The sequence below is a fragment of the Streptococcus periodonticum genome (assembly GCF_003963555.1).
Lineage (GTDB): Bacteria > Bacillota > Bacilli > Lactobacillales > Streptococcaceae > Streptococcus > Streptococcus anginosus.
Genome location: NZ_CP034543.1, coordinates 608,342 through 633,333, shown reverse-complemented (window position 1 = coordinate 633,333; position 24,992 = coordinate 608,342). Strand labels below are relative to the sequence as shown.

Here is a 24,992-nt window from a genome sequence, read left to right as displayed (position 1 = left end):
CAAGAGAATAAACTCCGATTTCTTAATCTCGCCACAAATCCATAGCCTTCAAAAAATCATCCGAGACAGTGATATTTTGTGGATTTGTCGCCTCACGCTCTTCTCGCTTCGCTTCTACCTGTGCTACTGTTGTAATGCCTTCACGGCGCCAATTCCGTAAAATAGCTTGGATGTATTTCCAGTTTGCCTTTCCATTAAAAACAGCTTCACGAAGAGCAGCAGTAACAAGTTCAGGACTGGTCTTGTCATCTTGAATCGTTTTTGTCAAATCCTCGATTTCAAACGGTGTCAAGAGACGACCTAATTCTTGCTGGAAAGTCTCGACCAAGTCTTTTAAAACATTTTGAGAAACAGCTTGCGCAACGCTTGAGTGATTCTCTACAATTTCATCCAATCGTTCAAGCGCTGGCAGCGCATCAAAAACTGCCTCAATTTCACCATTGAGTGCAATTGTTTTGTACTGCAACAATCCTTTTTCTGTCAAATTTGACATAGAGCGATTGACCTCTGCAACGGATTTCCCGATACTTTCTGCAATCTGAACAGGAGAAATCTCTTCTAGCGATGTTGTATTTTGCAAATAGAAAAATTGCCAGACCAAAAAGTCATCACTATTATCAAATATCTCATGAAAATGAAAAAGAAGCTCAGTTGGCAATACTAAATTGCCCGTCTTATACGCTGATAAATAAGTCATAACACCTCTTATAAATAAGCAAACAAGGACGCGTCATTTGCTGCATTTGCCCAGTCAAATGGCGTTTCTTGATAAACAGCATAATTAATCCAATTGTTGAAAAACAGCGCCGCAGCCAGATTCCATCGCAAACACGGAGTTGAAGTAACGTCATCATTTTTGAAATAATTTTCTGGAATATGCGGATTCAGCCCTTCGTCTACATCACGCAAATATTCTTTTGCCAAGGTCTCGCGGTCATATTCCAAATGACCAAAGCTATACACTTCGCGAAGATCACGACTTGCCGCAACGGAGGTACCGACTTCTTCTCCACAAGCTAAAATTTCCAAATTACTCTTATTTAAAATATCCTCTTTGCGAACTTCTGTATAACGCGAATGAGGAGCTGCATATTCATCATCAAAGCCGCGGAACAGCAAATTTGGTTTTTCTGGTGTGGATTGACTATAAATACCGGACAACTTGCGCTTCATCTGGTGTTTAGCAATGCCATAACGAGCATAAAGAGCTGCTTGCGCTCCCCAACAAATATGCAACGTTGAGTAAACATGCGATTTGGACCAGTCAATAACTTGTCGAAATTCTTCCCAATAATCTACTGCTTCAAAAGGCAAATGCTCGACTGGCGCTCCAGTGACAATCAAACCGTCAAAATAACGACCTTTGATCTCGTCAAAAGTCTTATAAAACGCCTCCATATAGTTCGCATGCATCGTTTTGAAGGTATGAGAAGTCATGTAAAGAAATTCAATCCGAAGTTGCAATGGCGTATTTGCTAAATGACGCAACAACTGTGTTTCCGTCACTGTTTTTTGCGGCATTAAATTCAAAATCAAGATATTCAGAGGACGAATATCTTGGTGTTCTGCACGCTCATCATCCATGACAAAGATATTCTCAGATCTTAAAATGTCAACAGCTGGTAATTTCTTATCAATTTTAATAGGCATGAAAATATCTCCTTTTGCTTTCTGCTTTTATTATACTGAAAGGAGATATAGTTTTCAATTATACTTTTTCTACAACAAGATATAGCTTTTAGTTATACCTTAATAATGCATGAGAACTTTGTAATCGTAGTTACCAATAGCTTCGCGTCCCTTCAATTCATCCAATTCAATAAGGAAAGCGCAACCTGCAACGATACCACCTAAACGTTCAACCATTTCAATTGTTGCTTTAACCGTTCCTCCCGTTGCAAGAAGGTCATCAACAATCAGTACACGCTGTCCAGGCTTGATAGAGTCTGCGTGCATTGTTAAGGTATCTACACCATACTCTTTTTCATAACTAGCTGAGATAACCTCACGAGGCAATTTCCCAGGCTTACGTACTGGAGCAAAACCAACCCCAAGCTCATAAGCTACCGGACATCCAACAATAAATCCACGCGCTTCTGGACCGACAATCATATCAATTTTCTTGTCCGTAGCATATTGGACAATTTCACGAATAGCATAGCTATAGGCATTTCCATCTGCCATCAATGGGCTAATGTCACGAAATAAAATCCCTTCTTGCGGGTAATTTTCAATGGTTGCAATATAATCTTTTAAATCCATAACTGTCTTTCTATCAAAAAGTTTTTACTCTCTATTATATCATGTTTTTTAGGAAATGGGGCAGAAAACATACTTGCTTTCAAAAAATAGTCACAGCACAGTCATTCTCGTCTTTTGCTATTTTAAAATAATACTTGCAACAATTGGACTGACAATCACATACATAATCCCTGTCACGCCAATAGCTAGACCAGCCATAGCTCCTGCGACTTGTCCATATTTAAAAGCTGTCCCTGTCCCAACAGCATGTCCCGTTCCTCCAAAAGCTAAGCCTACTGCAACAGGATCTTTGATTTTTAAGATTTTTAAAACAGTCGGACCGATCACACTTGTCAAGATTCCCGTTGCAACTACAACTACCAACGTCACTGTCGTCAGCCCTTGCATTTTATCTGTAATTCCAACCGCCATAGCTGTTGTTACTGATTTGGGAAAGAGTGAAATTGCTAAGAAAAAATCCATTCCAAAAGCCTTTGCGACCAAAGCTGTAAAACTGGTATTCACTACCACTGCTACAAAAGTACCAATCAAAATGCTTCTGGCATGGTGTTTCATGAGATGAAATGTTTTATACAAAGGAATTCCCAGTGCAACCGTTGACGGCACAATGAGATTATTCAAATACGCCCCGCCTACGTAGTAATTCTTGTAAGAAATTCCTGTCAATTTTAAAAATACAATGACAAATATGGTGGCTAGAAGTAAAGGGGTTGTCAAAGGATGCGGAAATCTGCGAAAAATCAACATTCCTACCAGATAAGCAAAGATTGATAAAGCCAAACCAAATAAAGGATTGCCCCACAAATTAGACATTTCTTGTTTCTCCTTCTCCGTAATCTCCTTCAAAGCGATTTTTGATAAAATGAACAACCACGGCAATGACAACCACATTGATCACAATCGCCCCAACAATAATCAAAACAATCGGCAACAAATAAGGCGCAATGACATGAAATTTATCCATAATTCCAACCGCTGGCGGCAAAAATAAAATGGTCATATTGGCTAATAAAAAATTTCCCACCATACTCACATGCCGCAATCTGAAAATTTTAAATTGCAAAGCCAAAAAAAGAAGAATGAGGCCAATAATGCTTCCTGGAATAGGCAAATGAAAAAGATAGGAAATCCCTTCTCCTATCAAAGAAATCGAAAAAATAATCATCAATTGTACGTATAATTTCACAAGAAACCTCCAAACTTTCTAGTAACAGTCTACTACTTTTCAGAAAAATTTCAATATTTTTCAAAAAAATAAATGAGTGAATCCGTTCTCTTCACTCATTTTATCTTCTAGTAAGAAAAAACGCTACTAACGAGCGTTTTGTAGTAAAACGGAAGACATGGGATTCGAACCCACGCACGCTTTCACACGCCTACTGCGTTTCCAACACAGCCTCTTAAGCCTCTTGAGTAATCTTCCATATTTAACAATGGAGCCGGTGGGAATTGAACCCACGTCCAAACACCTGCCAACACATTTGTCTACAACCATAGGTTATGTATTGGATTTAACTTCGCTTTGACACATAACTCAAGCCCAAGCCAAGCGAGTCTATCAGTCTCTTATCAAGCCCCTAGACAAGGCTTAATCGTATCTCGCTATTATTAAGACCGGTCATCGAACACGAGCGATCCGAATCTGGTCACGCTGGCTGTTTTTTAGGCAGCTAAAGCGTAAGAATTATTATTTTTTGCAGTTATATTTAACTGGCGCTTTACATCCGCTCGATGAGTCGCAAAATGTGCCTCATAATGCCTGTCGAATCCGTAACGACCCCAAGACATAAAAGTATTATACCATATTTTTTAATAATATTTCAATTTTTAAGTCTATTCTTTTTGAATCTATTATTTTTTACAGGAACTTTTATGCTATACTAAAAAGGAATCTGTTTGAAAGGATTGTTATCACATTATGGTATTGCATCTTATTTGGCTTCTTCCTGCTCTTCTTTTTCTTGCCTTGTTTTATATGGAGCCAAGGCGACTCTTCAATGCGTATTTGCTTAGTATCGTTTTAATTTTATTTGCCGCTATCGTTTCTGGTTTATTTGTGATTCATATGGAACAACTTGTCAATAGAAATCTGGCAATGCTTTCTTTGCTCATCTTAGCACTTTTCATTCCTTTGAGTGTTATAATTTCAACCATTTATCTCATTTTTAATGGCAGACAGATGATGACCTTTGAAGGTAGGCGTTTAGCAAACCTTCTCTCCCTCTTTTATGGACTCGCTATTGCTCTTTCCCTAGCGCTTACTTTTTTCTTTCCTCATTTTATCTTTCTTCATAAAATCCTATCTCTTACAAATGGACTTCTAATTTATGGTAGCTATCTTTATGTGACCTATATCCTTTACGGTTTTGTTTATAATACTTTTCCCGTCATAAAACATTTAGACTACATCATCATCTTAGGGTCTGGTTTGATAGGAGACAAGGTTCCGCCTCTTCTCGCTCAACGACTTGAAAAGGGGAAGATGATGTATGAAAAATTTCATAACCATCCCAAAATTGTCGTTTCTGGAGGACAAGGTGTCGATGAACCAATAACTGAAGCAGAAGCAATGGCGCAATATTTAAGGCAAGTAGGTATTCCACAAAAAGATATTATAATTGAACAGCAGTCAACCAATACCTTAGAAAATTTGCAGTTTAGCAAAACTATTTTAGACGAAAAAAGTAAGGAAAATTACTATTGCTTGGTCGTCACCAACTCTTTCCACTCTTTGCGAGCAGGTATTTACATGCGAAAGCTCGGCATAAAGGGGCGAAGTATCGGCTCTAGAACAGCACTTTATTTTCTCCCGTCGGCTTGGATACGTGAAACACTTGGACTAATCATGCTTTATTGGAAATGGCATGCCGTTTTTCTTGGATTGTATTTCATTGTTTGGCTTACTAACCTCTTTCGATAAGGCGTAATTTTACTTAACGGAATGAACAATTCGTAGAAAACGATTGAAGCTGTCGACTGGGGCGACAAAGTAAACTGAAACTCATTCGCCTCGTCCGCTCGGCTGACAATATAAACCAAAACTCATTCGCCTCGTCCGCCGGGCTGACAGTATAAATCAAAACTAATCCACCCCATCCGCCCGGCTGACAATATAAATCAAAACTAATCCACCCCATCCGCCCGGCTGACAATATAAATCAAAACTAATCCACCCCATCCGCCCGGCTGACAATATAAATCAAAACTAGTTCATTTCGTCCGCTGGGCGGACGGAAGAAATGTCATGCAGTTTTGAAGATTTAGCAAAAAATAGTTGTGAGACAGAGCAATTGCATTTTAGCTTTATGTCACCAAAGATAAAAAAACACGAACTCGTCCAGATTAGCTAGCAACTAGTCAAAGACAGAGTTCGTGTTTTTATTGTTTAATTGGAGTTTTCTTTTGCTCCTTTATTCGTTAGGCTTCTTTCTTAGCAAACTGACTTGTATATAAGTCGTAATAGAAACCTTTATCCGCTAAAAGCGATTCGTGAGTTCCTTGCTCAATGATTTGCCCGTCTTTGAGAACCAAAATCTTGTCCGCCTCTTGAATCGTCGATAAGCGGTGAGCAATGACAAAGCTTGTTCGTCCTTGCATGAGGTTCTTCATCGCTTTTTGAATCAAGAGCTCTAGGCGTGTATCAACGGACGAGGTTGCTTCATCCAAAATCAAGATTTTTGGATCGGCTAATAATGCTCGCGCAATGGTCAGCAATTGTTTTTGTCCTAGCGAAATATTGCTGGATTCCTGATTCATTTCCATATTATAACCACCTGGAAGCGTCCGAATGAAATGATCGACATTAGCCGCTTTGGCAGCTTCCACAATCTCTTCATCTGTCGCATTCAGATTTCCAAAACGCAAGTTTTCTTTGACTGTTCCTTCATAAAGCCAAGCATCTTGCAAGACCATTCCAAATTGTTTGTGGTATTCTTGTCGTGATAAGTTACGAATATCGTGACCATCGACAGAAATCGAACCAGCAGTTACATCGTAAAAACGCATGAGCAGATTGATGAGGGTGGTCTTTCCGGCACCCGTTGGACCGACAATCGCTACCATTTCGCCCGGCTTAACTTCTAAGTTAAAGTCTCGAATGAGCGGTTTGTTTTCCACGTATTGAAAGTCAACATGCTTGAAGCTAACCTGACCTGTCAAATCATGCTCCAGCCACTCTTTCACATCTGTTACTTCGTCTGGTTCATCCAAAACTTGGAAGACACGATCCAGCGAAGACTTAGCACTCTGCAATTGCCCAGCCAGTTGCGTTAAGTTTTGGATTGGTTGGTTCACTTGCCACACATATTGTACAAATGCTTGCATGTTCCCAATCGTTAATTGTCCAGAAATGACTTGCAGACCGCCAACAACCGCTACAATCAAATAGGTCAAATCTGAAACGGCGTTCAAAATTGGCATCATCAAACCCGAAATAAAGCTAGCTTTGAAGCCAACTTCTTGGAGATTTTGCGTGATTTCGCGAAAATCTTCTGAAGATGTTTCTTCACGGCCATAGAGTTTCAGCACATTAAAACCGCTCAGATTTTCCTGCACAAATCCGTTCATAGCACCCAGCGCATCTGCTTGCTTTTTAAAATACGGCTGCGATTTCTTTAAGATAAAATTCGCCCCAAAGTAGGTCAAAGGAATGCTAGCAATCACTATCAAAGCCAGTTGAAAATTAAGATACAAGACCATTCCGATAACTAAGGTAATGGTCAAAACCGCATTTACAACTTGTAAGAATGATTGTTGAAGCGCATTTGAAACAGTCTCTACATCACTGGTAAAGCGCCCTAGCAAATCTCCAAATTGATGCTTATCAAAGTAAGAAACTGGAATTTGATTAATTTTAGAACTCAACTCATTGCGCATATCGCGTACCGTATTTTGCACCGCATTGGTCATAAAATAATTAGAATAGTAAGCCCCAATTTCATAGAACAAACCACGCAAAAGGTAAAGTGCCATTACCCAAAAGACATATGTTGTGTTTATACTGGCGCCTTCGACTCCTTTTGCTATGTCCAGCACATTTCGTGTCAATTCTGTAATAGCAAGACCAAGTACAAAAGGCTCTAGCACGCTCATCACAATACTCACCACCTTCAAAAAGATAGCAAGGATTACTGAGAGTTTATAAACTTTTAAATAACTCCACAAGCGCATAAAACTATGTTGTTTCATCTTTCCCTCCTATTCTTCTGTTAGTGATTGACTATTAAGCTGAGAATTAGCAATTTCGCGATAGATATCGTTTTGTTGCAACAATTCTTCATGTGTTCCGCGCCCGACAATTTCTCCCTTATCCAGAACAATAATCTGATCTGCATCCATAATGGTTCCCACACGTTGTGCTACAATCAATACAGTAGCATTTTGCGTAACTTCTTTGAGTCGACTTCGAAGAATGGCATCGGTCTTATAGTCCAACGCAGAAAATGAATCATCAAAAATATAAATATCTGGTTCTTTCACGACCGCCCGCGCAATGGAGAGACGTTGCTTTTGACCACCAGAGAGATTGCTCCCTCCTTCTGCCAAATGCGTTTCAAAACGCTCTTCCTTGCTTTCGATAAAGTCTCTCGCTTGTGCTACATCTGCTGCTTGCACCAATTCCTCACGACTAGCATGTTCTTTCCCATACCGCAGATTTTCTGCGATTGTTCCCGTAAACAGCAAAGCCTTTTGTGGAATGAAACCTATCTTCTGCCGCAACGCTTTTAGGTTATAAGAACGCACGTCCACTCCGTCTACTAAAATCTTTCCAAGTGTCACGTCATAGAAACGCGGAATCAATTGCACCAATGAAGACTTTCCTGAGCCGGTCGAGCCGATAAAAGCAATCGTTTCACCAGGTTTCGCTTTGAATGAAATATCATGTAGCACTGGGCTTTCAGTCTCACCAGGATAAGCAAAAGTAACATTGTCAAACTCTAAATAACCGTGACTGTCTGTCTCCGTAACACCGTCTTCGTTTGGATTGATCGAAATCGGCATTTCCATTACTTCTTTCAAGCGTTCACTTGAAACAGCTGTACGAGGATACATCGTAAACAAACTAGATAGCAACAAGAAAGACAGCAAAGCATGGAAACTGTATTCGATAAAAGCAACCAAATCCCCAACTTGCAAGTCTCCTGTACCAAGTGGTTTTAAAGCAAACCAGACAATGGCAACAATCATGGCAATGATGATTTGAACAAAGAGCGGTTCTGTCAAACCAGTTAATTTAAATAAGCGATTGGAATTATCCGCATAAATTTCATTTTGTGAAGCAAAGCGCTCTTCTTGAAATTCTTCTCGTGCAAAAGCCCGAATGACGCGCAGACCCGTTAAATTTTCACGCGCGTATTGATTGATTTTGTCTAACGTTTTTTGTTGCTTTTCTGATAGAGGACGTGTTTTTGTCGCCACATACCAAACGACAATGCCAAGAAAAGGAACGGAAATTGCGACAATCCAAGCTAAGGAAGGACTAGTGAAAAAAATCATCATCACACTAGACATCATCATCATAGGCGTAATGACACCCAATTTTAAGGATTGCTCTGCAAATTGCATCAAAACAAAAGCATCACTGGTAATCCGTGTCACTAAGGATGAAACACCAATCTGCTCGTATTCATGATGGGAATACTCTTGCAATTTATCATACACATCATTGCGCATGTCCCGTACCATGCTCGTCGTTAATTTCCCAGCAGCATAGGCAAGGACAATCCGTCCAAAGACTCCTAGCAAAATGACAATGAGCATCACAATCGCCCAATAATACAAACGATTGCTGTCTCCTCGATTAATCCCTTCGTCAATCATTCGTGCCAAAACAGTCGGCAAACCGAGATTCACCACGACAAAGAAGACAGCACCAAAGAAATCCAGCATCAACCATTTAGGATATTTTTTCAAATAAGACCAAATATACTTCATGTTTCTCCTTTCTCCTCATAAAATAAATCCACAATAAAAAAGCACCAACGTAATTTTTAGACAAAATGGGAGTGGGACAGAACTTATCTTGAAAAATTTAAGTTCGTAGTCCCACCCCCGCAAGGGTGATTAGGTGCTCTTTCGAGCTTGAAAAGCGAATAAAGATTCCAATCACCTACTGCGTCATTCGCTTATCACTAAATTAGATAGAGGCTGAGATACTTTTTGTCCGACCTCATGTAAAAATAGTATAACAAAAAGATGATATAAATGCAACGTTAGCAATAATCTAGTTGGTAACGGTCACTTCTCCTGTCTGATAATTTAATCGAATTCCTGTCTGTACGTTGGGGACAAAGACATTTATTTCCAGATTGTCGTCATTAGATTTGCCTTCAATATGCGAACCAACCGGCACCAAATCCTGTTCATTGGCATAAATCAAAGTCACCCGATACCGAACTCGTTTATTTTTGTCTAGTGCCTTACGTATCTTTGTTTCATAAAAATTTTGACCCGTAGAATAACTAGTATTGGCTTGATTAGCCCAAGCTGTTTGCACAGCGATGTTTTTCGGGTTGCTGGTCGAAGCATCAAAGCCTTTCAAGTTGCCAATCAAAGCATAACCCAACAAATGCCCACGGTCAACCGCATGATTGTATTCACCTGATAAATGCTTCACCTGATGCCAACCAGCAGGTGTCCAAGTCGTGGATCCATTTCCTGTTTCCTCACGATTCTTATACTGACGAGTGGCTTTGGATAAAAGAGCATTGGCTACAGTCGGAACAGTCTGACCTCGAACAAACTTGGTCTTATTATCCGCGTAAGGAACGCTTGCAACTTTGGCATCCAATGTTGTTTTATTTTCGTTGATTATAAAGGCTCCCGATCCATTCCATTCGATCTTTCCTTTGAGCTGTCGTTTAACAGATTCTGTCAAAATACTCTGTGCTAATTCTTGACTGGGTGCTGCATGATTCATCCGAATACTTCGATTAATAGCAGAGCTATCAGAATGACTCGTACTAGTGCGATGATTGCTAAAAGAATAACCTCCCAGCGCAAGAACGAGTGCAAGAAATACGCCTACTACACTTTGCGCTACTTTCTGGTTGGACTTCTTTCTCGCCATTTCTCCCCCCTTTTTAAATAAATAGGAAGCGGGACTCAAAGCCAACTTCTACGAAATCACGACCTCTGTCTCACTCCCTTTTTCCTATCAATATTATTGTCTATTGTCCTGTGAATTTGCTGATGATTTCCTGCCACTTATCTGGCGATAAAATAGCCCATGGATTTTTTCCACCGTAGCCAACAACTAAGCCAAGTGAAAACAAAATCAAACCAAGCAACAAGACTGCTAGAACAATTCCAACTTGTTTTCCAACGTATTTCAAATCATTATTCATCGTCTTCTTCCTTCACTCGCTTAATAGAAGCACCTAAGTTAGACAACTTTTTATGGAACTGGTAATAGCCTCTGTCCAAGTGAGTTAGTTGTCCTACTTTTGTTTCACCTTCTGCAACTAAGCCTGTTAAAATCAACGCGGCACTCGCACGCAAGTCTGTTGACATCACCTCTGCCCCTTGCAAGGCTTGACCACCGACGATACGAGCTGTGTCCCGCATAATTTCTGAATATAAACCCATCCGACGCATTTCTTCCAGATGTTGGAAACGATTCTCAAAAACAGTTTCAATCATGGTAGACTCACCCTTGGCAACCGTCATCAAAGCTGTAAATTGTGCCTGCATATCTGTTGGGAAACCTGGATGCGGAAGAGTCTTCACATTGACCGCTTTTAGCTTGGATAAATCTGAACGAATCCGAATCCCTTCGTCTTCTTCGGTAACAGACACACCCATTTCCATCAATTTCGCGATAAGCGGACGATTATGCTCCCAGATAGCATCTCGCACAAGAACATTGCCACCTGTCATAGCAGCTGCTACCATAAAAGTTCCGGCTTCGATACGGTCTTGGACCACGCTGTGACTTGTCCCAGATAATTCCTTAACCCCAGTAATAGTTAATGTTTCCGTACCTGCACCACGGACTTTAGCACCCATTTTGTTTAACAAAACAGCTAAATCCACAATTTCAGGCTCCCGAGCTGCATTTTCAATAACAGTCACACCGTCTGCTAACGTTGCTGCCATCATAATATTTTGCGTCGCACCCACACTTGGAAAATCCATGTAAATATGAGCTCCATGCAATCGGTTAGCTTTGGCCTCAATAAATCCAGCCGTCTGCTTAATTTCTGCTCCCATTGCCTCTAACCCTTTCAAATGAAGGTCAATAGGACGGCTTCCAATCGTACAGCCACCTGGCATGGAAACTTTTGCGTGACCATTACGCGCCAAAATAGGTCCTAATACAACAATTGAAGCACGCATTTTACTGACATATTTATAAGGTGCTTCTTCACTCAATGGCTGTGTAGCATCCACCGTAATCTTGTTTTCTTCTTGCTCAAAGGTCACTTTTGTATTCAACCCACGGACTACATTGTTCATTGTAAATACATCGGATAGCACAGGGACATTGGTTAGAGTTGTTTTCCCTGTCGTCGCTAGAATAGTTGCTGCAAGCAAAGGCAAAACAGCATTTTTGGCACCTTCAATTTTAACCGAACCAACTAATGGATTTGAACCACCTTGTATAATAATTTTATCCATATTTTCTCCAAAACACTTATTTTATTACTTTTCTCATCTTATAAATTGCTACTAAACACATCACGTCCCAATGCATAGAGACTGAGGAAGAAAGAGCTGAGCAAAAAGCCTAATGCAATACTAAGCAATAAAATCAAAAAACGAATTCTAAAAGCATTGTCAGCATTCACTTTCAATAGTTTTTCCCAATTCACAACAGTAGAAAGCAAGTGAAATGAAAGAAAAATAAAGATCATATGGCTACTAAGCGTAAAAATTAACTGAATCATATCCCCATTATACCAAAAAAATAGATGAGAGCAAACTATCGGACACGAATCATCTACCAATAACAAAAAAGCCATTATAAAAAAGGCCAATTGGCCTTTACATATTATAATCTTGTTCCAACGTTAATTCGGTTAATGGCACGTTGAAGGGCAATTCTGGCACGACGTTCTTGGTCAATTAAATGCTTTTCCTGTGCTTCTTCAATGGCACGCTCGGCACGCAATTTTGCTCTTTCAGCACGACTGATGTCAATATCACGAGCGCGTTCAGCAGAGTCTGCAACGATGGTGATTACATTATCAGCCACTTCGACAATTCCACCATTCACAGCAATCCAATTGACATGATCTTCATCATCAATCCGCTTCACTTTGACCTCATCGACAGCCAAAACAGCAATCATATTTTCATGATGCGGTAAAATCCCCATTTCTCCATCAAGAGTTTTAACGGAAACAAACGTTGCATGGTGGTCAAAAACTAGACCATCAGGTGTCACGATTTGTACTGTCATTTGAGCCATAGGTCACCTCTTAAAATCCCATTTTTTCAGCTTTAGCAACGACATCTTCGATAGAACCAACACCACGGAAGGCATCTTCAGGAAGATGATCATATTTTCCTTCAAGGATTTCCTTAAAGCCACGAACTGTATCAGCAACTGGTACATAAGAACCTGGTTGCCCAGTAAATTGTTCAGCAACATTAAAGTTTTGTGACAAGAAGAATTGAATTCGACGCGCACGCGCAACCAAAGTCTTTTCTTCGTCTGACAATTCATCCATACCAAGGATTGCAATAATATCTTGCAATTCATGGTAACGTTGAAGGACGCGTTTCACTTCTGCTGCTACAGCATAGTGCTCTTCTCCGACAATTTCAGGAGCAAGGGCACGGGAGCTAGAAGCAAGTGGGTCAACTGCTGGGTAAATCCCTAATTGCACCAATTTCCGCTCCAAGTTGGTTGTAGAATCCAAGTGAGCAAACGCTGTAGCTGGCGCAGGGTCAGTGTAGTCGTCGGCTGGCACATAGATAGCTTGGATAGAGGTTACAGAACCTTTCTTGGTTGACGTAATCCGTTCTTGCAATTGTCCCATTTCTGTCGCAAGTGTTGGTTGGTAACCAACTGCTGAAGGCATGCGTCCAAGAAGGGCAGATACTTCAGAACCTGCTTGCGTGAAACGGAAGATATTGTCAATGAATAACAACACATCTTGACCTTCGACATCACGGAAATATTCGGCAATGGTCAAACCAGTCAAAGCCACACGCATACGTGCTCCAGGTGGTTCATTCATTTGACCGAAGACCATGGCTGTTTTTTCAATAACGCCAGATTCTTTCATTTCCCAGTAAAGGTCGTTCCCTTCACGTGTTCGTTCTCCAACACCAGTAAAGACAGAAATTCCACCGTGTTCTTGGGCAATGTTGTGAATCAATTCTTGAATCAAGACTGTCTTTCCAACTCCGGCACCACCGAAAAGCCCGACTTTCCCACCTTTTAGATAAGGTGCAAGGAGGTCAATAACCTTGATTCCTGTTTCTAAGATTTCTGATGAAGTAGACAACTCATCAAAAGTTGGAGCTTTTTTGTGGATTGGTTGACGTTCTGCATCTTCACCAAAAGGAGCTTCCAAGTCAATGGTATCTCCTAAAACGTTAAAGACGCGACCGAGTGTTTCTTTCCCAACGGGGACAGAAATTGGACGACCAGTATCTAGGACTTCCATGCCACGAGTCAACCCGTCAGTTGATTCCATAGCAATGGTCCGAACCACTCCGTCACCAAGCTCAAGAGCTACTTCAAGGACGATTTTCGATTTATTTTCGTCATTTTTATAGACTACAAGTGCATTATTTATCTCAGGTAATTTATCACCAGCTGCAAACGCAACGTCAACGACTGGTCCGATAACCTGAGCAATTTTGCCTGAGCTCATTCTTTTCTCCTCTTTATATTTATTTTCTGTGACACTATTCTAGTGCACTTGCACCCGCCACAATTTCAGTAATTTCTTGCGTGATAGCTGCTTGTCTAGCACGATTATACTGAATGGTCAAATCATTGATAACTTTTTTCGCGTTATCTGTTGCTGTCTGCATCGCGGTCATTCCAGCTGCATTTTCTGCTGTTTTCGCATCAATAATTGCCCCGTAGATCATACTTTCAGCAAACTGAGGCAACAATTGATCCAAAATGACATCGCGACTAGATTCCAATTCCAAATTCAAAACGTAGTCTTCGTCTGCTTCATTTGGATCCAAATCCACGATTGGAAGCATTTGTTCAACACGCATTTGGCTGGTCAAACTATTGACGTGGTGATTATAACAAACATATAATTCATCAAACAATTCGTTTTGGTACATTTCAACCGTTTTGCCAATGATTTTACGAACCTCATCAAAGCTCGGTTGATCTGCTAAACCACGTAATTCATAAATAGGCTGAAGCCCGCGTGCCCGAAAGAAGTCCGAGCCCATACCACCGATTGAAATGATGACGAAATCATCTTTATCATGGTATTCTGCAAAAAGTTCCATCATGGATTTGAGAATGGTCGCATTGTAACCGCCAACTAAGCCGCGATCCGATGTAATAACGATATAAGCTGTTTTTTTCACCGGACGACTAATCAACATAGGGTGATATTTGGAATTTTGCACTTCATGACCATGAAGCAAATCTGTCAACAACTTTCTGACTTTAGAAGCATAGATTTGGAAATTCTTGGCCGCTTCTTCTGACTTTCCTAGCTTAGCAGCAGATACCATTTGCATAGCATTTGTGATTTGACTGGTGTTTTTTGTGGATGCAATTTTATTTTTTATATCATTTAATGAAACTGCCATCTGACACCTCTATTCTTACTTGAAGCTAGACTGATTGATAAATTCAGTAATTGCAGCATCTAAGACTGCTTCCTCTGGAAGGTCTTTTGTTGTACGAATGATTTCATAGAGGTCTTCATGATGAGCATCAAAGTAATCAAACAGTTCTGCTTGAAAATGAAGAATATCATCAACCGGTACACTATCCAAGAAACCATGTGTCAAGGCGTACAAAATAACGACTTGTTTTTCAACTGGTAATGGTTCATGAACCGGTTGTTTCAAGACTTCTACCGTCCGACGACCACGATTCAATTTAGCTTGTGTCGCAGCATCCAAATCACTACCAAACTTGGTAAATGCTTCCAGTTCACGATAAGAAGCAAGGTCAATACGCAAGGTTCCGGCAACCTTCTTCATCGCTTTTATCTGTGCAGAACCACCTACACGTGATACAGATGAACCGGCATCAATAGCAGGTCGAACACCTGCATTAAAGAGACTGTCGCTTAAGAAGATTTGACCGTCTGTAATTGAAATTACATTGGTTGCGATATAAGCGGAGATGTCTCCTGCTTGCGTTTCGATAAACGGCAGTGCTGTAATAGAACCACCACCTAATTCATCCGAAACTTTGGCAGAACGTTCCAAAAGACGGCTATGAAGATAGAATACGTCTCCTGGGAAAGCTTCACGACCTGGTGGACGACGAAGCAAGAGTGACAGTTCACGATAAGCAACCGCTTGTTTTGATAAATCATCATAGACAATCAAAACGTGTTTGCCACTATACATAAATTCCTCTGCCATTGCTACACCTGCATAAGGTGCTAAAAACAGCAATGGTGAAGGTTGAGAAGCTGACGCTGTGACAACGATTGTGTAATCCAACGCTCCATACTGACGAAGCGTTTCTACTTGCGTACGAACCGTGGATTCTTTCTGACCAATGGCAACATAGATACAAATCATATCTTGTCCCTTTTGGTTCAAAATCGCATCAATCGCAATACTTGTTTTACCCGTTTGACGGTCTCCGATAATCAATTCCCGTTGCCCACGACCGATTGGCACCAAAGCATCAATCGCTTTCAGACCTGTTTGAAGCGGTTCTGATACAGATTTCCGCTGCATAACCCCTGGAGCAGGTGTTTCAACTGGACGCGTCTTATCTGTCTTGATCTCGCCAAGCCCATCAACCGGACGACCGAGCGGATCCACAACCCGACCAATCAAAGCATCTCCGACAGGCACTTCCATGATTTTACCAGTTCGACGAATGGTATCCCCTTCGCGAATATCTGTGAAATCACCTAAAATGATAATCCCTACATCTGTTGATTCTAAGTTTTGTGCCATACCGTATGAGCCATTTTCAAAAATCAACAGCTCACCACTCATTGCATTGTCAAGACCATGAGCACGGGCGATTCCATCACCAATATATGTGACGACCCCTGTTTCTGTGACGTCAAAATTTGGCTGGAAATTTTCAATTTGTTGCTTAATTAAAGCGCTGATTTCTTGTGCGTTAATCGCCAAAATTCACACCACTTTCTATTTCAAATTTTCTTTTACTGTTTGTAATTGACGTTTAATACTTGCATCAATTGTCTTATTATTAGCTGTGATGATAAAGCCACCAATGAGGCTTGCATCCAGTTCTTCTTTTAAAGAACGAACCTGCAATCCAAATTTTCGCTCAATAATCGGAATAATTTTAGATTTTTGCTCCTCCGATAAACCTTGAACTGATTTGATTGTCACTTCAAATTCATTACTAATTTTTTCAAGCTGGTGAAGACTTTCTACTAAAATATCATAAAAAAGATCTTCACGATGATTATGAATAATAACTTCAATGAAATTGTCAATCAAGGATGAATCAGATCCTTGAAAATAGCGAAGGCTTCTTTCTTTTTCTGTATCATCAACACCAATATGTGATAAAAAGGCAGATAAATTTGTATTGTCAAAAATGTCTTTGATTTGCTGAAGCTTTTCAAAAACATCTTTTTGCTGACCTTTTTCAATCACGAGTTGGACAAAAGGTGTGGTATATTTTTCAATTACCGCATATCTTTTTTTGTCCATTAAGCATCTCCTAGCTTGTCAATATAGCGGTCAATGAGCTCTTTGTGAGCTTCTTGATCCAATTTTTGACCTAAAATTTTGCTAGCAAGATTTACAGTCAAATCGGCTACATCACCTTTGATACTGTTCATGGCTTCTGCTTTGGTTTGAGCGATTTCTTGATTAGCCTTTTCTTTTAAACGTCCAGCTTCATCAGCTGCATCTGCCAAGATTCCTGCTTTGTTTTTCTCAGCAGTTTCTTTGGCATTTTCAATAATTGTTGTCGCTTCTTGACGACTACCCGCTAATTCTGTTTCTCTCTTTTGAGCTAAATCTTCTGCTTTTTGACGAGCAGACTCTGCGCCATCAATATCATCTGAAATCTTTTTGGCACGTTGCTCAAAAGTCCTTGTAATATTATCCCAGGCAAATTTCTTAATTAAAACGATTAACAGAAGAAATGAGCCTGCAACAAGGATAAAATCCCCAATAAGACTACCTAAAGTAATATTCATCTCTTTTCTCCCTTCTATTCCTCACCGTTAATTTTCTTACCCAGATACATAGATGTTAACATGGTAAACACGTATGCTTGAATACATGAAATAAAGACTGAAAAAGCAGTCCAAATGAGATTCAAGACAAATGCTATTGGATACCAAGCAGCAGCTTGTTGTGACAAAGTTAATAACAAGCCAGACAGAACTTCCCCTGCATAGATATTACCATAGATCCGCAAAGCCAAAGAAGCAAAATTGGTGAATTCTTCCAAAATATTCATTGGAGTCATTCCAACAGGTGTCGCAAAAGCTTTGAGATACGCTTTCACCCCACGTCGGCGAATCCCTTCAATGTGACAAATCAAGGTAATCAAGAATGAAAATCCTAGGTCAAATGCAAGATTAGCTGTTGGAGATGTCCACAAGTTATATCCCTTGGTTGTCTGCACTTTTGCCATCAAGCCAAGGTTATTAGCTACTGCAACGAAAAGGAATAAGGAAAAGATAAATAGAGAGTAATTCTTCATATACTTATCGCCAATATTGCCCTTTGTAAAGCCAATGACAAAATCATAGAGGTATTCTAAGACGTTTTGCTTACCAGAAGGCTTTAGAGTCATTTTCCGACTAGCCCAATAGACGAAAGCAAATACGATAAGTACGGTTAGAAGAGACATAGCAAGTAGAGTCAAATCAAAGGTCACAGGACCTAAAGTGATGGTTGGATTTACACTTTCTTCCAACGAACTCCACCCCCTTTTCTAAAGAATAACTTTCTTTTCTTATTTAATGATGAATGACATCGCAAGTGTTACGAAGAAAGTACCTTCGATAAAGGCAATCCCCATGATCATAAGCGTTCTCAACTGACCAATGATTTCTGGTTGACGTGATGCTGATTTAAATAGATTTGCCATTAAAAAACCTTCAGCGAGTGAAACACCCATACAGGCAAGACATAATCCAAAAAATGTTAAATTCATGATGAATTCTCCTTATGTTTAAAATTTACTTACTTAGTTTAGTCCTAAAAATTCTTTTTGTCAAATGTTTTTGTCTTTTGGAAACGTTTTATACGGATTTCTTTCAATTTCCAAAAAAGTAGGCTATCCTGCAACAATTATGGTTTTAAAATAGTAGTAAAACGAACTTGATCCCACTATCAGTTTGTTGATGTAGAAATAGCTATTTCCAATTATCGAATTTTGTTTCCCTATATATGTATATTATAGGCAATCTTTATCGATTAAATATAGACAAAAACTACAATTCACTTTTTCAACAAAGAAGCTGGATAAGTCCCAGCCCCTAGCTTATTACTTTTTCAGGTTCCAAATTTCTTTGGCGTATTGTTCAATCGTATCATCTGATGTGAATTTATCAGATGTTGCGATATTAACAAGGCTCATGCGCGCCCATTTTTCTTTGTCACGATAGAGTTGGTCAATCTTTTCTTGAGCCGCTACGTACGAAGTAAAATCTTCCAGAAGGAAGTATTCGTCATTGTGCGTAATCAAAGCTTCATAAATCTCAGAACCTTCATTCCGGACATTTGGAATGGTTCCGTCCACAAAACTATCCACCACACGGCGAACCACAGGATTGCTTTCATAAACACCACGTGAGTAGTAATCATGACGAGCATAATGGTCATAGACTTCATCTTTGTCCATACCGAAAATTACAATATTGTCATCTCCGACTTCATCTTTGATTTCAATATTGGCTCCGTCAAGGGTTGCCAGAGTAATGGCGCCTGTCATCATGAATTTCATATTAGATGTGCCGGAAGCCTCCTTGGAAGCGAGCGAGATTTGCTCTGACACATCTGCAGCAGGAATGATGAGTTCAGCCAAGCTGACCCGATAATTTTCAAGGAAAACAACCTTTAGCTTGCCTTGTAGACTCTCATCATTATTGACAAGATTAGCCACTTCGTTGATCAATTTGATAACAGATTTGGCAAAATGATAACCTGGCGCTGCTTTCGCACCAAAAATGAAGACACGTGGCACCATATCTTTATCAGGATTGTCTTTTAAATCCCAATATAATTTAAGGATATGGAGTAAATTGAGCAATTGACGCTTATAAGCGTGAAGCCGCTTCACTTGTACATCAAAGATAGCTTCCGTTGATACTTCTACTCCCGTAGATTCTTTGATGAAAGCTGCTAAGCGCGCCTTTGCTTCTTGCTTGACATTATAAAATTCACTCAAAACTTGTGGGTCATCTTTGTAGTCTAAGAGCTTACGAAGTTCATGAATGTTTGTCCGCCAGCCGTTACCAATCAAGCGATCAATCTCATTTGACAATGGTTCATCTGCAATTTGCAACCAGCGACGTTGAATGATACCATTTGTTTTATTATTGAATTTTTCAGGATAAATGGCATAAAAGTCACGCAACGTATCTTCTTTGAGAAGTTCTGTGTGAAGTTTTGCCACCCCATTGACCGAATGACCTCCAATAATCGCGAGATGCGCCATGTGAACTTGGTTATCTTTGACAATCCGAGTGTTCTCAATCACTTGCGGGTCAATGCCACGCGCAGCCATTTCAGAAACATAGCGATTGTCAATTTCAAGAATGATCTGGTAAACACGAGGAAGAACATTTTTAAAGAGTTCCGCATCCCATTTTTCTAAGGCTTCTGAAAGAATGGTGTGATTGGTATAACTCATCGTCTTTACTGTTGCATTCCAAGCGTCTGCCCATTCAAGACCGCAGTCATCAAGTAAAAGCCGCATAAACTCTGCTGGTGCAACCGCTGGGTGGGTATCATTGATATGAACCGATACCTTTTCATGAATTTGCTCTAAAGGCAGCCCTTGCTTCCGATAAGATTTGATAATCGTCTGCAAGCCGGCACTGGTCATGAAATATTCTTGAATCAAGCGTAGCTCTTTTCCTTCATAGCTTGAATCATCTGGATACAAAATAGCTGTGATATCTTGTACTTTGCGGCGTGCTTCAATTGTTGGATATTCTAGCTCATATTCTTCAGGAATTTCGATATCCCAAAGACGAAGATTGTTAACAACGTCATTTCCAAAACCAATTTGTGGTACATCGTAAGGTACTGCACGGAGAGTTTGCGAATTTTCATAAACGGGAAGCATTCGCCCTTCTTTGTTGGCTTGCAGATAGACATTTCCAAAGATTTTAACATCTACAACATCATGATCTTTCCGCGTTTCCCAGACGTTTCCTAGACTACCAAACCAATCATCCGGCAATTCGACTTGATATCCATTTACAATTTTTTGTTTGAAAAGTCCGTAGCGATAGCGGATTCCATTGCCAAATCCCGGATAGCCTGTGGTTGCAAGTGAATCCATAAAAGCTGCTGCAAGACGACCAAGACCGCCATTTCCTAACGCCATATCGTGCTCAGCCTGTTTGACAGCCGTAAAATCAACACCTAATTCGTCAAAGCCTTCTTTGACAACATCGAGGATTCCAAGATTTAGTAAATTGGTTTCCAGCATTCGCCCAGGCAGAAATTCAATCGAAAAGTAATAAGCAATTTTTTGCTTGTCTTCTACTAGTTTGTTTCGTCGTTCCAACCACATAGGAGTGATGTATTTGCGAATCGTACGTGCTAAGGTTTGAAACAGCTCTGTCGGAGTGGCATCTTCTACCTTAATTAACTGTTCTTCATGTAAAATATCTTTAAAATCTTGAAGAAACTGTTCTTTTGTTAGTTCCATTTCTGAATAGCAAACTCCCTTCTATGAATAAAGAGATTGGTACAAATGGCTATAGGCCTGACTAGCGGTGTCCCATGAGAAATCACGCTCCATAGCTTGCTTTTGAAGCGACTGCCATGCTTCTTTATCGTTATGATAGAGACTGACAGCCATATCAAACGTCCATTTCAGCCAGTAGCCTGAGAAATTATTAAAGCTAAATCCAGTTCCTGTTCCTTCGTAGGCATTATACGGTTGAACGGTGTCACGCAAGCCACCAACTTCATGTACGAGAGGTAAGGTTCCATAACGCATGGCCATCATTTGGGACAATCCACATGGCTCAAAGCGACTTGGCATTAAGAACATATCACAAGCTGCATAAATTTCTTGCGCTAATTTCACATCAAAAGTGATGTTGGCAGATAATTTTTCTGGATAAGCTTGATCAAACCAAGCAAAGGATTGCTCAAAAGACGGGTCTCCTGTACCTAAAAGAACGATTTGTACATCATCTTGCAATAAATTGTGCAACTGATCCACAACCAAATCAAAGCCTTTTTGCCAAGTTAAACGAGATACAATTCCTACCAAAGGCACATCGTCTCGCACAAGCAAACCAACTTTTTCCTGCAAAGCACGCTTATTTGCCAACTTACCAGATAAGTCATCCTTATTAAAATGGTACTCCAGCAAATTGTCCGTTTCTGGATTATAAATATCTGTATCGATTCCATTGACAATACCTGATACTTTACCAGATTCCATTCGTAAAATTTGATCCAAACCACAGCCAAATTCTGGGGTCATGATTTCATGCGCATAGCTTGGTGATACGGTTGTCACCCGATCTGCATACAAAATCCCTGCTTTCATCCAATTCAAGCAGTTATTCCAACGCAAGGTACCGTCTGCATAACGCTCATAGCCTACTCCAAACAAATCCCAGAGCATGCCATCAGAAAATTGCCCTTGAAATTCTAAATTGTGAATGGTTAACACAGTCCGAATACCATGATAAGCTTGAATCCAATGGTATTTTTCTTTCACCAAAAATGGAATCATCGCTGTATGATAATCATGCACATGGAGAACATCTGGAATAAAATCTACTCTTTCCATCAACTCAACAGCTGCCATTTGGAAATAGGCAAAGCGTTCGCCGTCATCAAAATCGCCATAAACATGTCCGCGGAAGAAATAGTATTGATTGTCTATAAAGTAGAAGGTAACACCGTTTAAAACTGTACGTTTCACGCCTACATATTGACCACGCCAACCGACCTTCACTTCAAAATGGAACAAGTCTTCCATTTGGTCGCCAAACTTTTTATCCACCATATCATAGTATGGAAGAATGACACCCACTTCATGACCAGCTTTCACAAGAGATTTAGGGAGAGCGCCAATGACGTCTCCCAATCCTCCTGTTTTAGAAAAAGGTGCACCTTCTGCTGCTACAAATAAAATTTTCATTGAATTCTATCCTCTGTCACTTTTTCGCCTTTTTTAAGAACAACTGGGTTATCAACTGTTCCTCGAACGGTCACATTCTCAGCAATCTCAACACCCTTATCTAAGATTGCATAGTCTACAACAGCATTTTCGCCAATAAGGACACGTGGGAAAAGAATACTGTTTTTTACACGACTTCCTTTTTTAATACGAGTATTACGAGAAATGACAGAACCACTCACTTCTCCTTCAATAATACTGCCAGAAGCAAATTGAGCATTTGAAACCTTAGAACCGACTGCATAATAAGTTGGCTCTTCGTTTTTTACTTTCGTATAAATCTTTTGATTTGGAGAGAAAAGGGAATAGAATTTTTGTGAATCAAGCATATCAATATTGGCATTGAAGTACGAAGTGACAGAATGAATATTTGCTAAATAACCCGTATATTCATAAGCAAACGCTTTTTCCTGAGCAGCTAAATCACGTAAAACATAACGTAATTTTTGAGGAAATTCTTTTTGTGCTTCTATTTCTAACTTTTCAATCAGCCAAGGTGTATCCACAACAAAGATATCCGTTGACATGTTGTACAAATCCTGATCTTTTTTATCATCAAAAAGATGGTGATTTTTCACATGATCTGTTTCATCAATTTCCAAAACAGCATTGACTTCGGAAATTCCTTTTTTTGGTAATTTTTTATAGACAACTGTGATCGGTTGAGCAGTTGTACCATGTAAGTGGAAGACTTGGTTCAAGTCGATGTTCACCAAAACATCACAGTTCAATGCTACCGTTTGATCGCTGCCTGAACGTTTTAAGTAGGTCAATAATTGCTCGTAGTATTCTTTACCAACAGTAGAACTTTCTACGCGCGTATTATAAATACCAAGATAGTAGTGACTCAAAAGAGTAGACAGCCCCCATTCACGTCCAGAACGGATATGGTCAAAGACAGAACTAATATTATCTCGTTGGAAAATGCCAAAGACGCTCCGAATCCCTGCATTGGCCAGGCTAGACAACGGAAAGTCAATTAAACGATATTTCCCACCAAACGGCAAACTGGCAACTGGACGATGATTTGTCAAAGTAGACATATCATGAAATCCAACTGTATTTCCTAAAATTGCTGAATATTTATCAATCTTCATCTGATGGTACCCCCACTTTCTCATTGTATCCGATAACTTGTACTTCGTCTGTCCCATCAATTTCTACACCATCAGAAATGATAGCTCCTTCACCGATAATAGCACGTTTGATTTTTGCACCTTGACCAATGATAGCACCACTCATAATCACAGAATCTTCTACAACTGCATCTTTACGCACTTGAGCTTCCGTAGAAAGAATCGAATGTTTAACTGTTCCGTCTACCAAACAGCCGTCCACAACCAAAGAATCTTCTACATGAGCATTTTCTCCAAGGAAGTTTGGTGGGGAAATCAAGTTACGTGAATAAATTTTCCATTGACGATCCCGGCTGTCTAAAGCATTGTTTGGGTCAATATACTCCATATTGGCTTCCCAAAGTGACTCAATCGTTCCAACATCTTTCCAATATCCCTTAAATTCATAAGCATAGACACTTTCGCCGGATTCAAGATAATTTGGAATAACATTCTTACCGAAGTCAGACATATCTACATTGCTCTTTTCAGCAGCTACCAGCATATTACGCAGGCGTTTCCAGTCAAAGATATAAATCCCCATAGAAGCCTTAGTAGACTTAGGTTCAGCTGGTTTTTCTTCAAACTCGACAATGCGGTTATTGGCATCTGTATTCATAATACCAAAACGACTCGCTTCTTTTAAAGGAACATCCAGAACAGCTACCGTCAGACTGGCGTTGTTGTCCTTGTGAGATTGAAGCATATCATCGTAGTCCATTTTGTAAATGTGGTCACCAGACAAAATCAAGACATACTCAGGATTGATAGTATCAATATAATCAATGTTTTGATAAATCGCATGACTAGTTCCTTCAAACCAACGATTGCCCTCACTTGCTGAATATGGCTGGAGAATAGAAACTCCTGTGTTAATACCATCCAGTCCCCAACTAGAACCATTTCCAATATGACTATTCAAAGCTAATGGTTGGTATTGAGTAATGACACCAACATTATGAATTCCTGAATTGGCACAATTGGACAAAGCAAAGTCAATGATACGGTAGCGTCCACCAAATTGTACTGCTGGTTTGGCAATACTTTGAGTGAGTTTTCCAAGGCGTGTTCCTTGCCCACCGGCAAGAATCAAAGCTAGCATTTCATTCTTCATC

24 protein-coding genes, 1 tRNA gene and 1 other RNA gene are annotated in these 24,992 nt (G+C 40.0%); 1 reads left to right on the top strand and 25 read right to left on the bottom strand.

The features are described from left to right. Positions 1–22 precede the first annotated feature (22 nt). From EHW89_RS03075 to ssrA, 7 genes are all read right to left on the bottom strand, one after another. The gene (locus EHW89_RS03075; protein WP_003030497.1) at positions 23–697 is read right to left on the bottom strand and encodes a DnaD domain-containing protein; all 675 of its coding nucleotides are present in this window, start codon (positions 695–697) and stop codon (positions 23–25) included. An 8-nt stretch (positions 698–705) separates the two neighbouring features. After that, positions 706–1,650 carry a homoserine O-acetyltransferase MetA gene (gene metA / locus EHW89_RS03070; RefSeq protein ID WP_126466650.1) on the bottom strand — a complete coding sequence of 315 codons (945 nt, stop codon included), beginning with the start codon at positions 1,648–1,650 and terminating at the stop codon, positions 706–708. 99 nt (positions 1,651–1,749) lie between these two features. After that, entirely contained in the window at positions 1,750–2,262 is a 513-nt protein-coding gene (locus tag EHW89_RS03065; RefSeq protein WP_003025236.1) for an adenine phosphoribosyltransferase, read from the bottom strand. A 117-nt stretch (positions 2,263–2,379) separates the two neighbouring features. Further along, positions 2,380–3,075, bottom strand: a complete 696-nt coding sequence (locus EHW89_RS03060; protein ID WP_126466649.1) for an LrgB family protein — start codon at positions 3,073–3,075, stop codon at positions 2,380–2,382. Next, positions 3,068–3,448, bottom strand: coding sequence for a CidA/LrgA family protein (locus EHW89_RS03055; RefSeq protein WP_003037448.1), 381 nt, complete (start codon positions 3,446–3,448; stop codon positions 3,068–3,070). Before EHW89_RS03055 ends, EHW89_RS03060 begins: the two co-directional genes overlap by 8 nt. A gap of 149 nt (positions 3,449–3,597) precedes the next feature. Then, positions 3,598–3,685, bottom strand: a tRNA-Ser gene (locus tag EHW89_RS03050). 8 nt (positions 3,686–3,693) lie between these two features. Continuing rightward, positions 3,694–4,043: a transfer-messenger RNA gene (gene ssrA / locus EHW89_RS03045) on the bottom strand. A gap of 137 nt (positions 4,044–4,180) precedes the next feature. Between ssrA and EHW89_RS03040 the strand changes: the two genes are divergently transcribed. Beyond that, positions 4,181–5,182 (top strand): YdcF family protein, encoded by a 1,002-nt coding sequence (locus EHW89_RS03040; RefSeq protein WP_126466648.1) that lies wholly within the window; start codon positions 4,181–4,183, stop codon positions 5,180–5,182. 497 nt (positions 5,183–5,679) lie between these two features. Here EHW89_RS03040 and EHW89_RS03035 read toward each other — a convergent pair whose 3' ends face one another. The 18 genes from EHW89_RS03035 to EHW89_RS02950 all read right to left on the bottom strand — a co-directional run bounded on the left by EHW89_RS03035 (position 5,680) and on the right by EHW89_RS02950 (position 24,991). Next, positions 5,680–7,449 (bottom strand): ABC transporter ATP-binding protein, encoded by a 1,770-nt coding sequence (locus EHW89_RS03035; protein WP_126466647.1) that lies wholly within the window; start codon positions 7,447–7,449, stop codon positions 5,680–5,682. 9 nt (positions 7,450–7,458) lie between these two features. Beyond that, positions 7,459–9,195 carry an ABC transporter ATP-binding protein gene (locus tag EHW89_RS03030; RefSeq protein WP_126466646.1) on the bottom strand — a complete coding sequence of 579 codons (1,737 nt, stop codon included), beginning with the start codon at positions 9,193–9,195 and terminating at the stop codon, positions 7,459–7,461. Positions 9,196–9,484: 289 nt separating this feature from the next. Continuing rightward, positions 9,485–10,330 (bottom strand): DNA/RNA non-specific endonuclease, encoded by an 846-nt coding sequence (locus EHW89_RS03025; RefSeq protein ID WP_126466645.1) that lies wholly within the window; start codon positions 10,328–10,330, stop codon positions 9,485–9,487. 100 nt (positions 10,331–10,430) lie between these two features. Next, positions 10,431–10,607, bottom strand: coding sequence for a DNA-directed RNA polymerase subunit beta (locus EHW89_RS03020; protein WP_003030460.1), 177 nt, complete (start codon positions 10,605–10,607; stop codon positions 10,431–10,433). After that, positions 10,600–11,880, bottom strand: coding sequence for a UDP-N-acetylglucosamine 1-carboxyvinyltransferase (gene murA, locus EHW89_RS03015; protein WP_126466644.1), 1,281 nt, complete (start codon positions 11,878–11,880; stop codon positions 10,600–10,602). The genes EHW89_RS03020 and murA overlap by 8 nt, the downstream gene beginning before the upstream one ends. A 38-nt stretch (positions 11,881–11,918) precedes the next feature. After that, positions 11,919–12,149: a DUF1146 family protein gene (locus EHW89_RS03010; protein ID WP_022526685.1), complete on the bottom strand. Its 231-nt coding sequence runs from the start codon at positions 12,147–12,149 to the stop codon at positions 11,919–11,921. A 104-nt stretch (positions 12,150–12,253) separates the two neighbouring features. Continuing rightward, on the bottom strand, positions 12,254–12,673 hold the full coding sequence (locus EHW89_RS03005) for a F0F1 ATP synthase subunit epsilon (RefSeq protein WP_003025266.1): 420 nt from the start codon (positions 12,671–12,673) through the stop codon (positions 12,254–12,256). Between the two features lie 10 nt (positions 12,674–12,683). Then, positions 12,684–14,090, bottom strand: a complete 1,407-nt coding sequence (atpD, locus tag EHW89_RS03000; protein ID WP_003030503.1) for a F0F1 ATP synthase subunit beta — start codon at positions 14,088–14,090, stop codon at positions 12,684–12,686. A 34-nt stretch (positions 14,091–14,124) separates the two neighbouring features. Next, complete coding sequence (locus tag EHW89_RS02995) at positions 14,125–15,003, bottom strand: F0F1 ATP synthase subunit gamma (protein ID WP_003030484.1); 879 nt, start codon at positions 15,001–15,003, stop codon at positions 14,125–14,127. Between the two features lie 15 nt (positions 15,004–15,018). Next, entirely contained in the window at positions 15,019–16,524 is a 1,506-nt protein-coding gene (gene atpA / locus EHW89_RS02990; protein WP_003030489.1) for a F0F1 ATP synthase subunit alpha, read from the bottom strand. Between the two features lie 15 nt (positions 16,525–16,539). After that, positions 16,540–17,076 (bottom strand): F0F1 ATP synthase subunit delta, encoded by a 537-nt coding sequence (locus EHW89_RS02985; protein WP_106384168.1) that lies wholly within the window; start codon positions 17,074–17,076, stop codon positions 16,540–16,542. Continuing rightward, positions 17,076–17,570 (bottom strand): F0F1 ATP synthase subunit B, encoded by a 495-nt coding sequence (gene atpF, locus EHW89_RS02980; RefSeq protein ID WP_022526687.1) that lies wholly within the window; start codon positions 17,568–17,570, stop codon positions 17,076–17,078. The genes EHW89_RS02985 and atpF overlap by 1 nt, the downstream gene beginning before the upstream one ends. Positions 17,571–17,584: 14 nt before the next feature. Further along, positions 17,585–18,298 (bottom strand): F0F1 ATP synthase subunit A, encoded by a 714-nt coding sequence (atpB, locus tag EHW89_RS02975; protein WP_126466643.1) that lies wholly within the window; start codon positions 18,296–18,298, stop codon positions 17,585–17,587. 39 nt (positions 18,299–18,337) lie between these two features. Further along, positions 18,338–18,538, bottom strand: a complete 201-nt coding sequence (locus EHW89_RS02970) for a F0F1 ATP synthase subunit C (RefSeq protein WP_003025282.1) — start codon at positions 18,536–18,538, stop codon at positions 18,338–18,340. 333 nt (positions 18,539–18,871) lie between these two features. Continuing rightward, a complete protein-coding gene (locus EHW89_RS02965) occupies positions 18,872–21,268 on the bottom strand; it encodes a glycogen/starch/alpha-glucan phosphorylase (protein ID WP_049516760.1) in 2,397 nt (798 codons plus the stop codon). A 21-nt stretch (positions 21,269–21,289) separates the two neighbouring features. Further along, the gene (glgA, locus tag EHW89_RS02960) at positions 21,290–22,723 is read right to left on the bottom strand and encodes a glycogen synthase GlgA (RefSeq protein WP_126466642.1); all 1,434 of its coding nucleotides are present in this window, start codon (positions 22,721–22,723) and stop codon (positions 21,290–21,292) included. Then, positions 22,720–23,859 (bottom strand): glucose-1-phosphate adenylyltransferase subunit GlgD, encoded by a 1,140-nt coding sequence (glgD, locus tag EHW89_RS02955; RefSeq protein ID WP_003030501.1) that lies wholly within the window; start codon positions 23,857–23,859, stop codon positions 22,720–22,722. Before glgD ends, glgA begins: the two co-directional genes overlap by 4 nt. Next, complete coding sequence (locus tag EHW89_RS02950; RefSeq protein WP_003025294.1) at positions 23,849–24,991, bottom strand: glucose-1-phosphate adenylyltransferase; 1,143 nt, start codon at positions 24,989–24,991, stop codon at positions 23,849–23,851. The genes glgD and EHW89_RS02950 overlap by 11 nt, the downstream gene beginning before the upstream one ends. Position 24,992: the final 1 nt, after the last annotated feature.

Bases quoted from the DNA above. Each gene is read 5' to 3' on its own strand.
- EHW89_RS03075 (WP_003030497.1), bottom strand. From the start codon at position 697: ATGACTTATTTATCAGCGTATAAGACGGGCAATTTAGTATTGCCAACT.
- metA (WP_126466650.1), bottom strand. From the start codon at position 1,650: ATGCCTATTAAAATTGATAAGAAATTACCAGCTGTTGACATTTTAAGA.
- EHW89_RS03065 (WP_003025236.1), bottom strand. From the start codon at position 2,262: ATGGATTTAAAAGATTATATTGCAACCATTGAAAATTACCCGCAAGAA.
- EHW89_RS03060 (WP_126466649.1), bottom strand. From the start codon at position 3,075: ATGTCTAATTTGTGGGGCAATCCTTTATTTGGTTTGGCTTTATCAATC.
- EHW89_RS03040 (WP_126466648.1), top strand. From the start codon at position 4,181: ATGGTATTGCATCTTATTTGGCTTCTTCCTGCTCTTCTTTTTCTTGCC.
- EHW89_RS03035 (WP_126466647.1), bottom strand. From the start codon at position 7,449: ATGAAACAACATAGTTTTATGCGCTTGTGGAGTTATTTAAAAGTTTAT.
- EHW89_RS03030 (WP_126466646.1), bottom strand. From the start codon at position 9,195: ATGAAGTATATTTGGTCTTATTTGAAAAAATATCCTAAATGGTTGATG.
- EHW89_RS03025 (WP_126466645.1), bottom strand. From the start codon at position 10,330: ATGGCGAGAAAGAAGTCCAACCAGAAAGTAGCGCAAAGTGTAGTAGGC.
- EHW89_RS03020 (WP_003030460.1), bottom strand. From the start codon at position 10,607: ATGAATAATGATTTGAAATACGTTGGAAAACAAGTTGGAATTGTTCTA.
- murA (WP_126466644.1), bottom strand. From the start codon at position 11,880: ATGGATAAAATTATTATACAAGGTGGTTCAAATCCATTAGTTGGTTCG.
- EHW89_RS03010 (WP_022526685.1), bottom strand. From the start codon at position 12,149: ATGATTCAGTTAATTTTTACGCTTAGTAGCCATATGATCTTTATTTTT.
- EHW89_RS03005 (WP_003025266.1), bottom strand. From the start codon at position 12,673: ATGGCTCAAATGACAGTACAAATCGTGACACCTGATGGTCTAGTTTTT.
- atpD (WP_003030503.1), bottom strand. From the start codon at position 14,090: ATGAGCTCAGGCAAAATTGCTCAGGTTATCGGACCAGTCGTTGACGTT.
- EHW89_RS02995 (WP_003030484.1), bottom strand. From the start codon at position 15,003: ATGGCAGTTTCATTAAATGATATAAAAAATAAAATTGCATCCACAAAA.
- EHW89_RS02985 (WP_106384168.1), bottom strand. From the start codon at position 17,076: ATGGACAAAAAAAGATATGCGGTAATTGAAAAATATACCACACCTTTT.
- atpF (WP_022526687.1), bottom strand. From the start codon at position 17,570: ATGAATATTACTTTAGGTAGTCTTATTGGGGATTTTATCCTTGTTGCA.
- EHW89_RS02970 (WP_003025282.1), bottom strand. From the start codon at position 18,538: ATGAATTTAACATTTTTTGGATTATGTCTTGCCTGTATGGGTGTTTCA.
- EHW89_RS02965 (WP_049516760.1), bottom strand. From the start codon at position 21,268: ATGGAACTAACAAAAGAACAGTTTCTTCAAGATTTTAAAGATATTTTA.
- glgA (WP_126466642.1), bottom strand. From the start codon at position 22,723: ATGAAAATTTTATTTGTAGCAGCAGAAGGTGCACCTTTTTCTAAAACA.
- glgD (WP_003030501.1), bottom strand. From the start codon at position 23,859: ATGAAGATTGATAAATATTCAGCAATTTTAGGAAATACAGTTGGATTT.
- EHW89_RS02950 (WP_003025294.1), bottom strand. From the start codon at position 24,991: ATGAAGAATGAAATGCTAGCTTTGATTCTTGCCGGTGGGCAAGGAACA.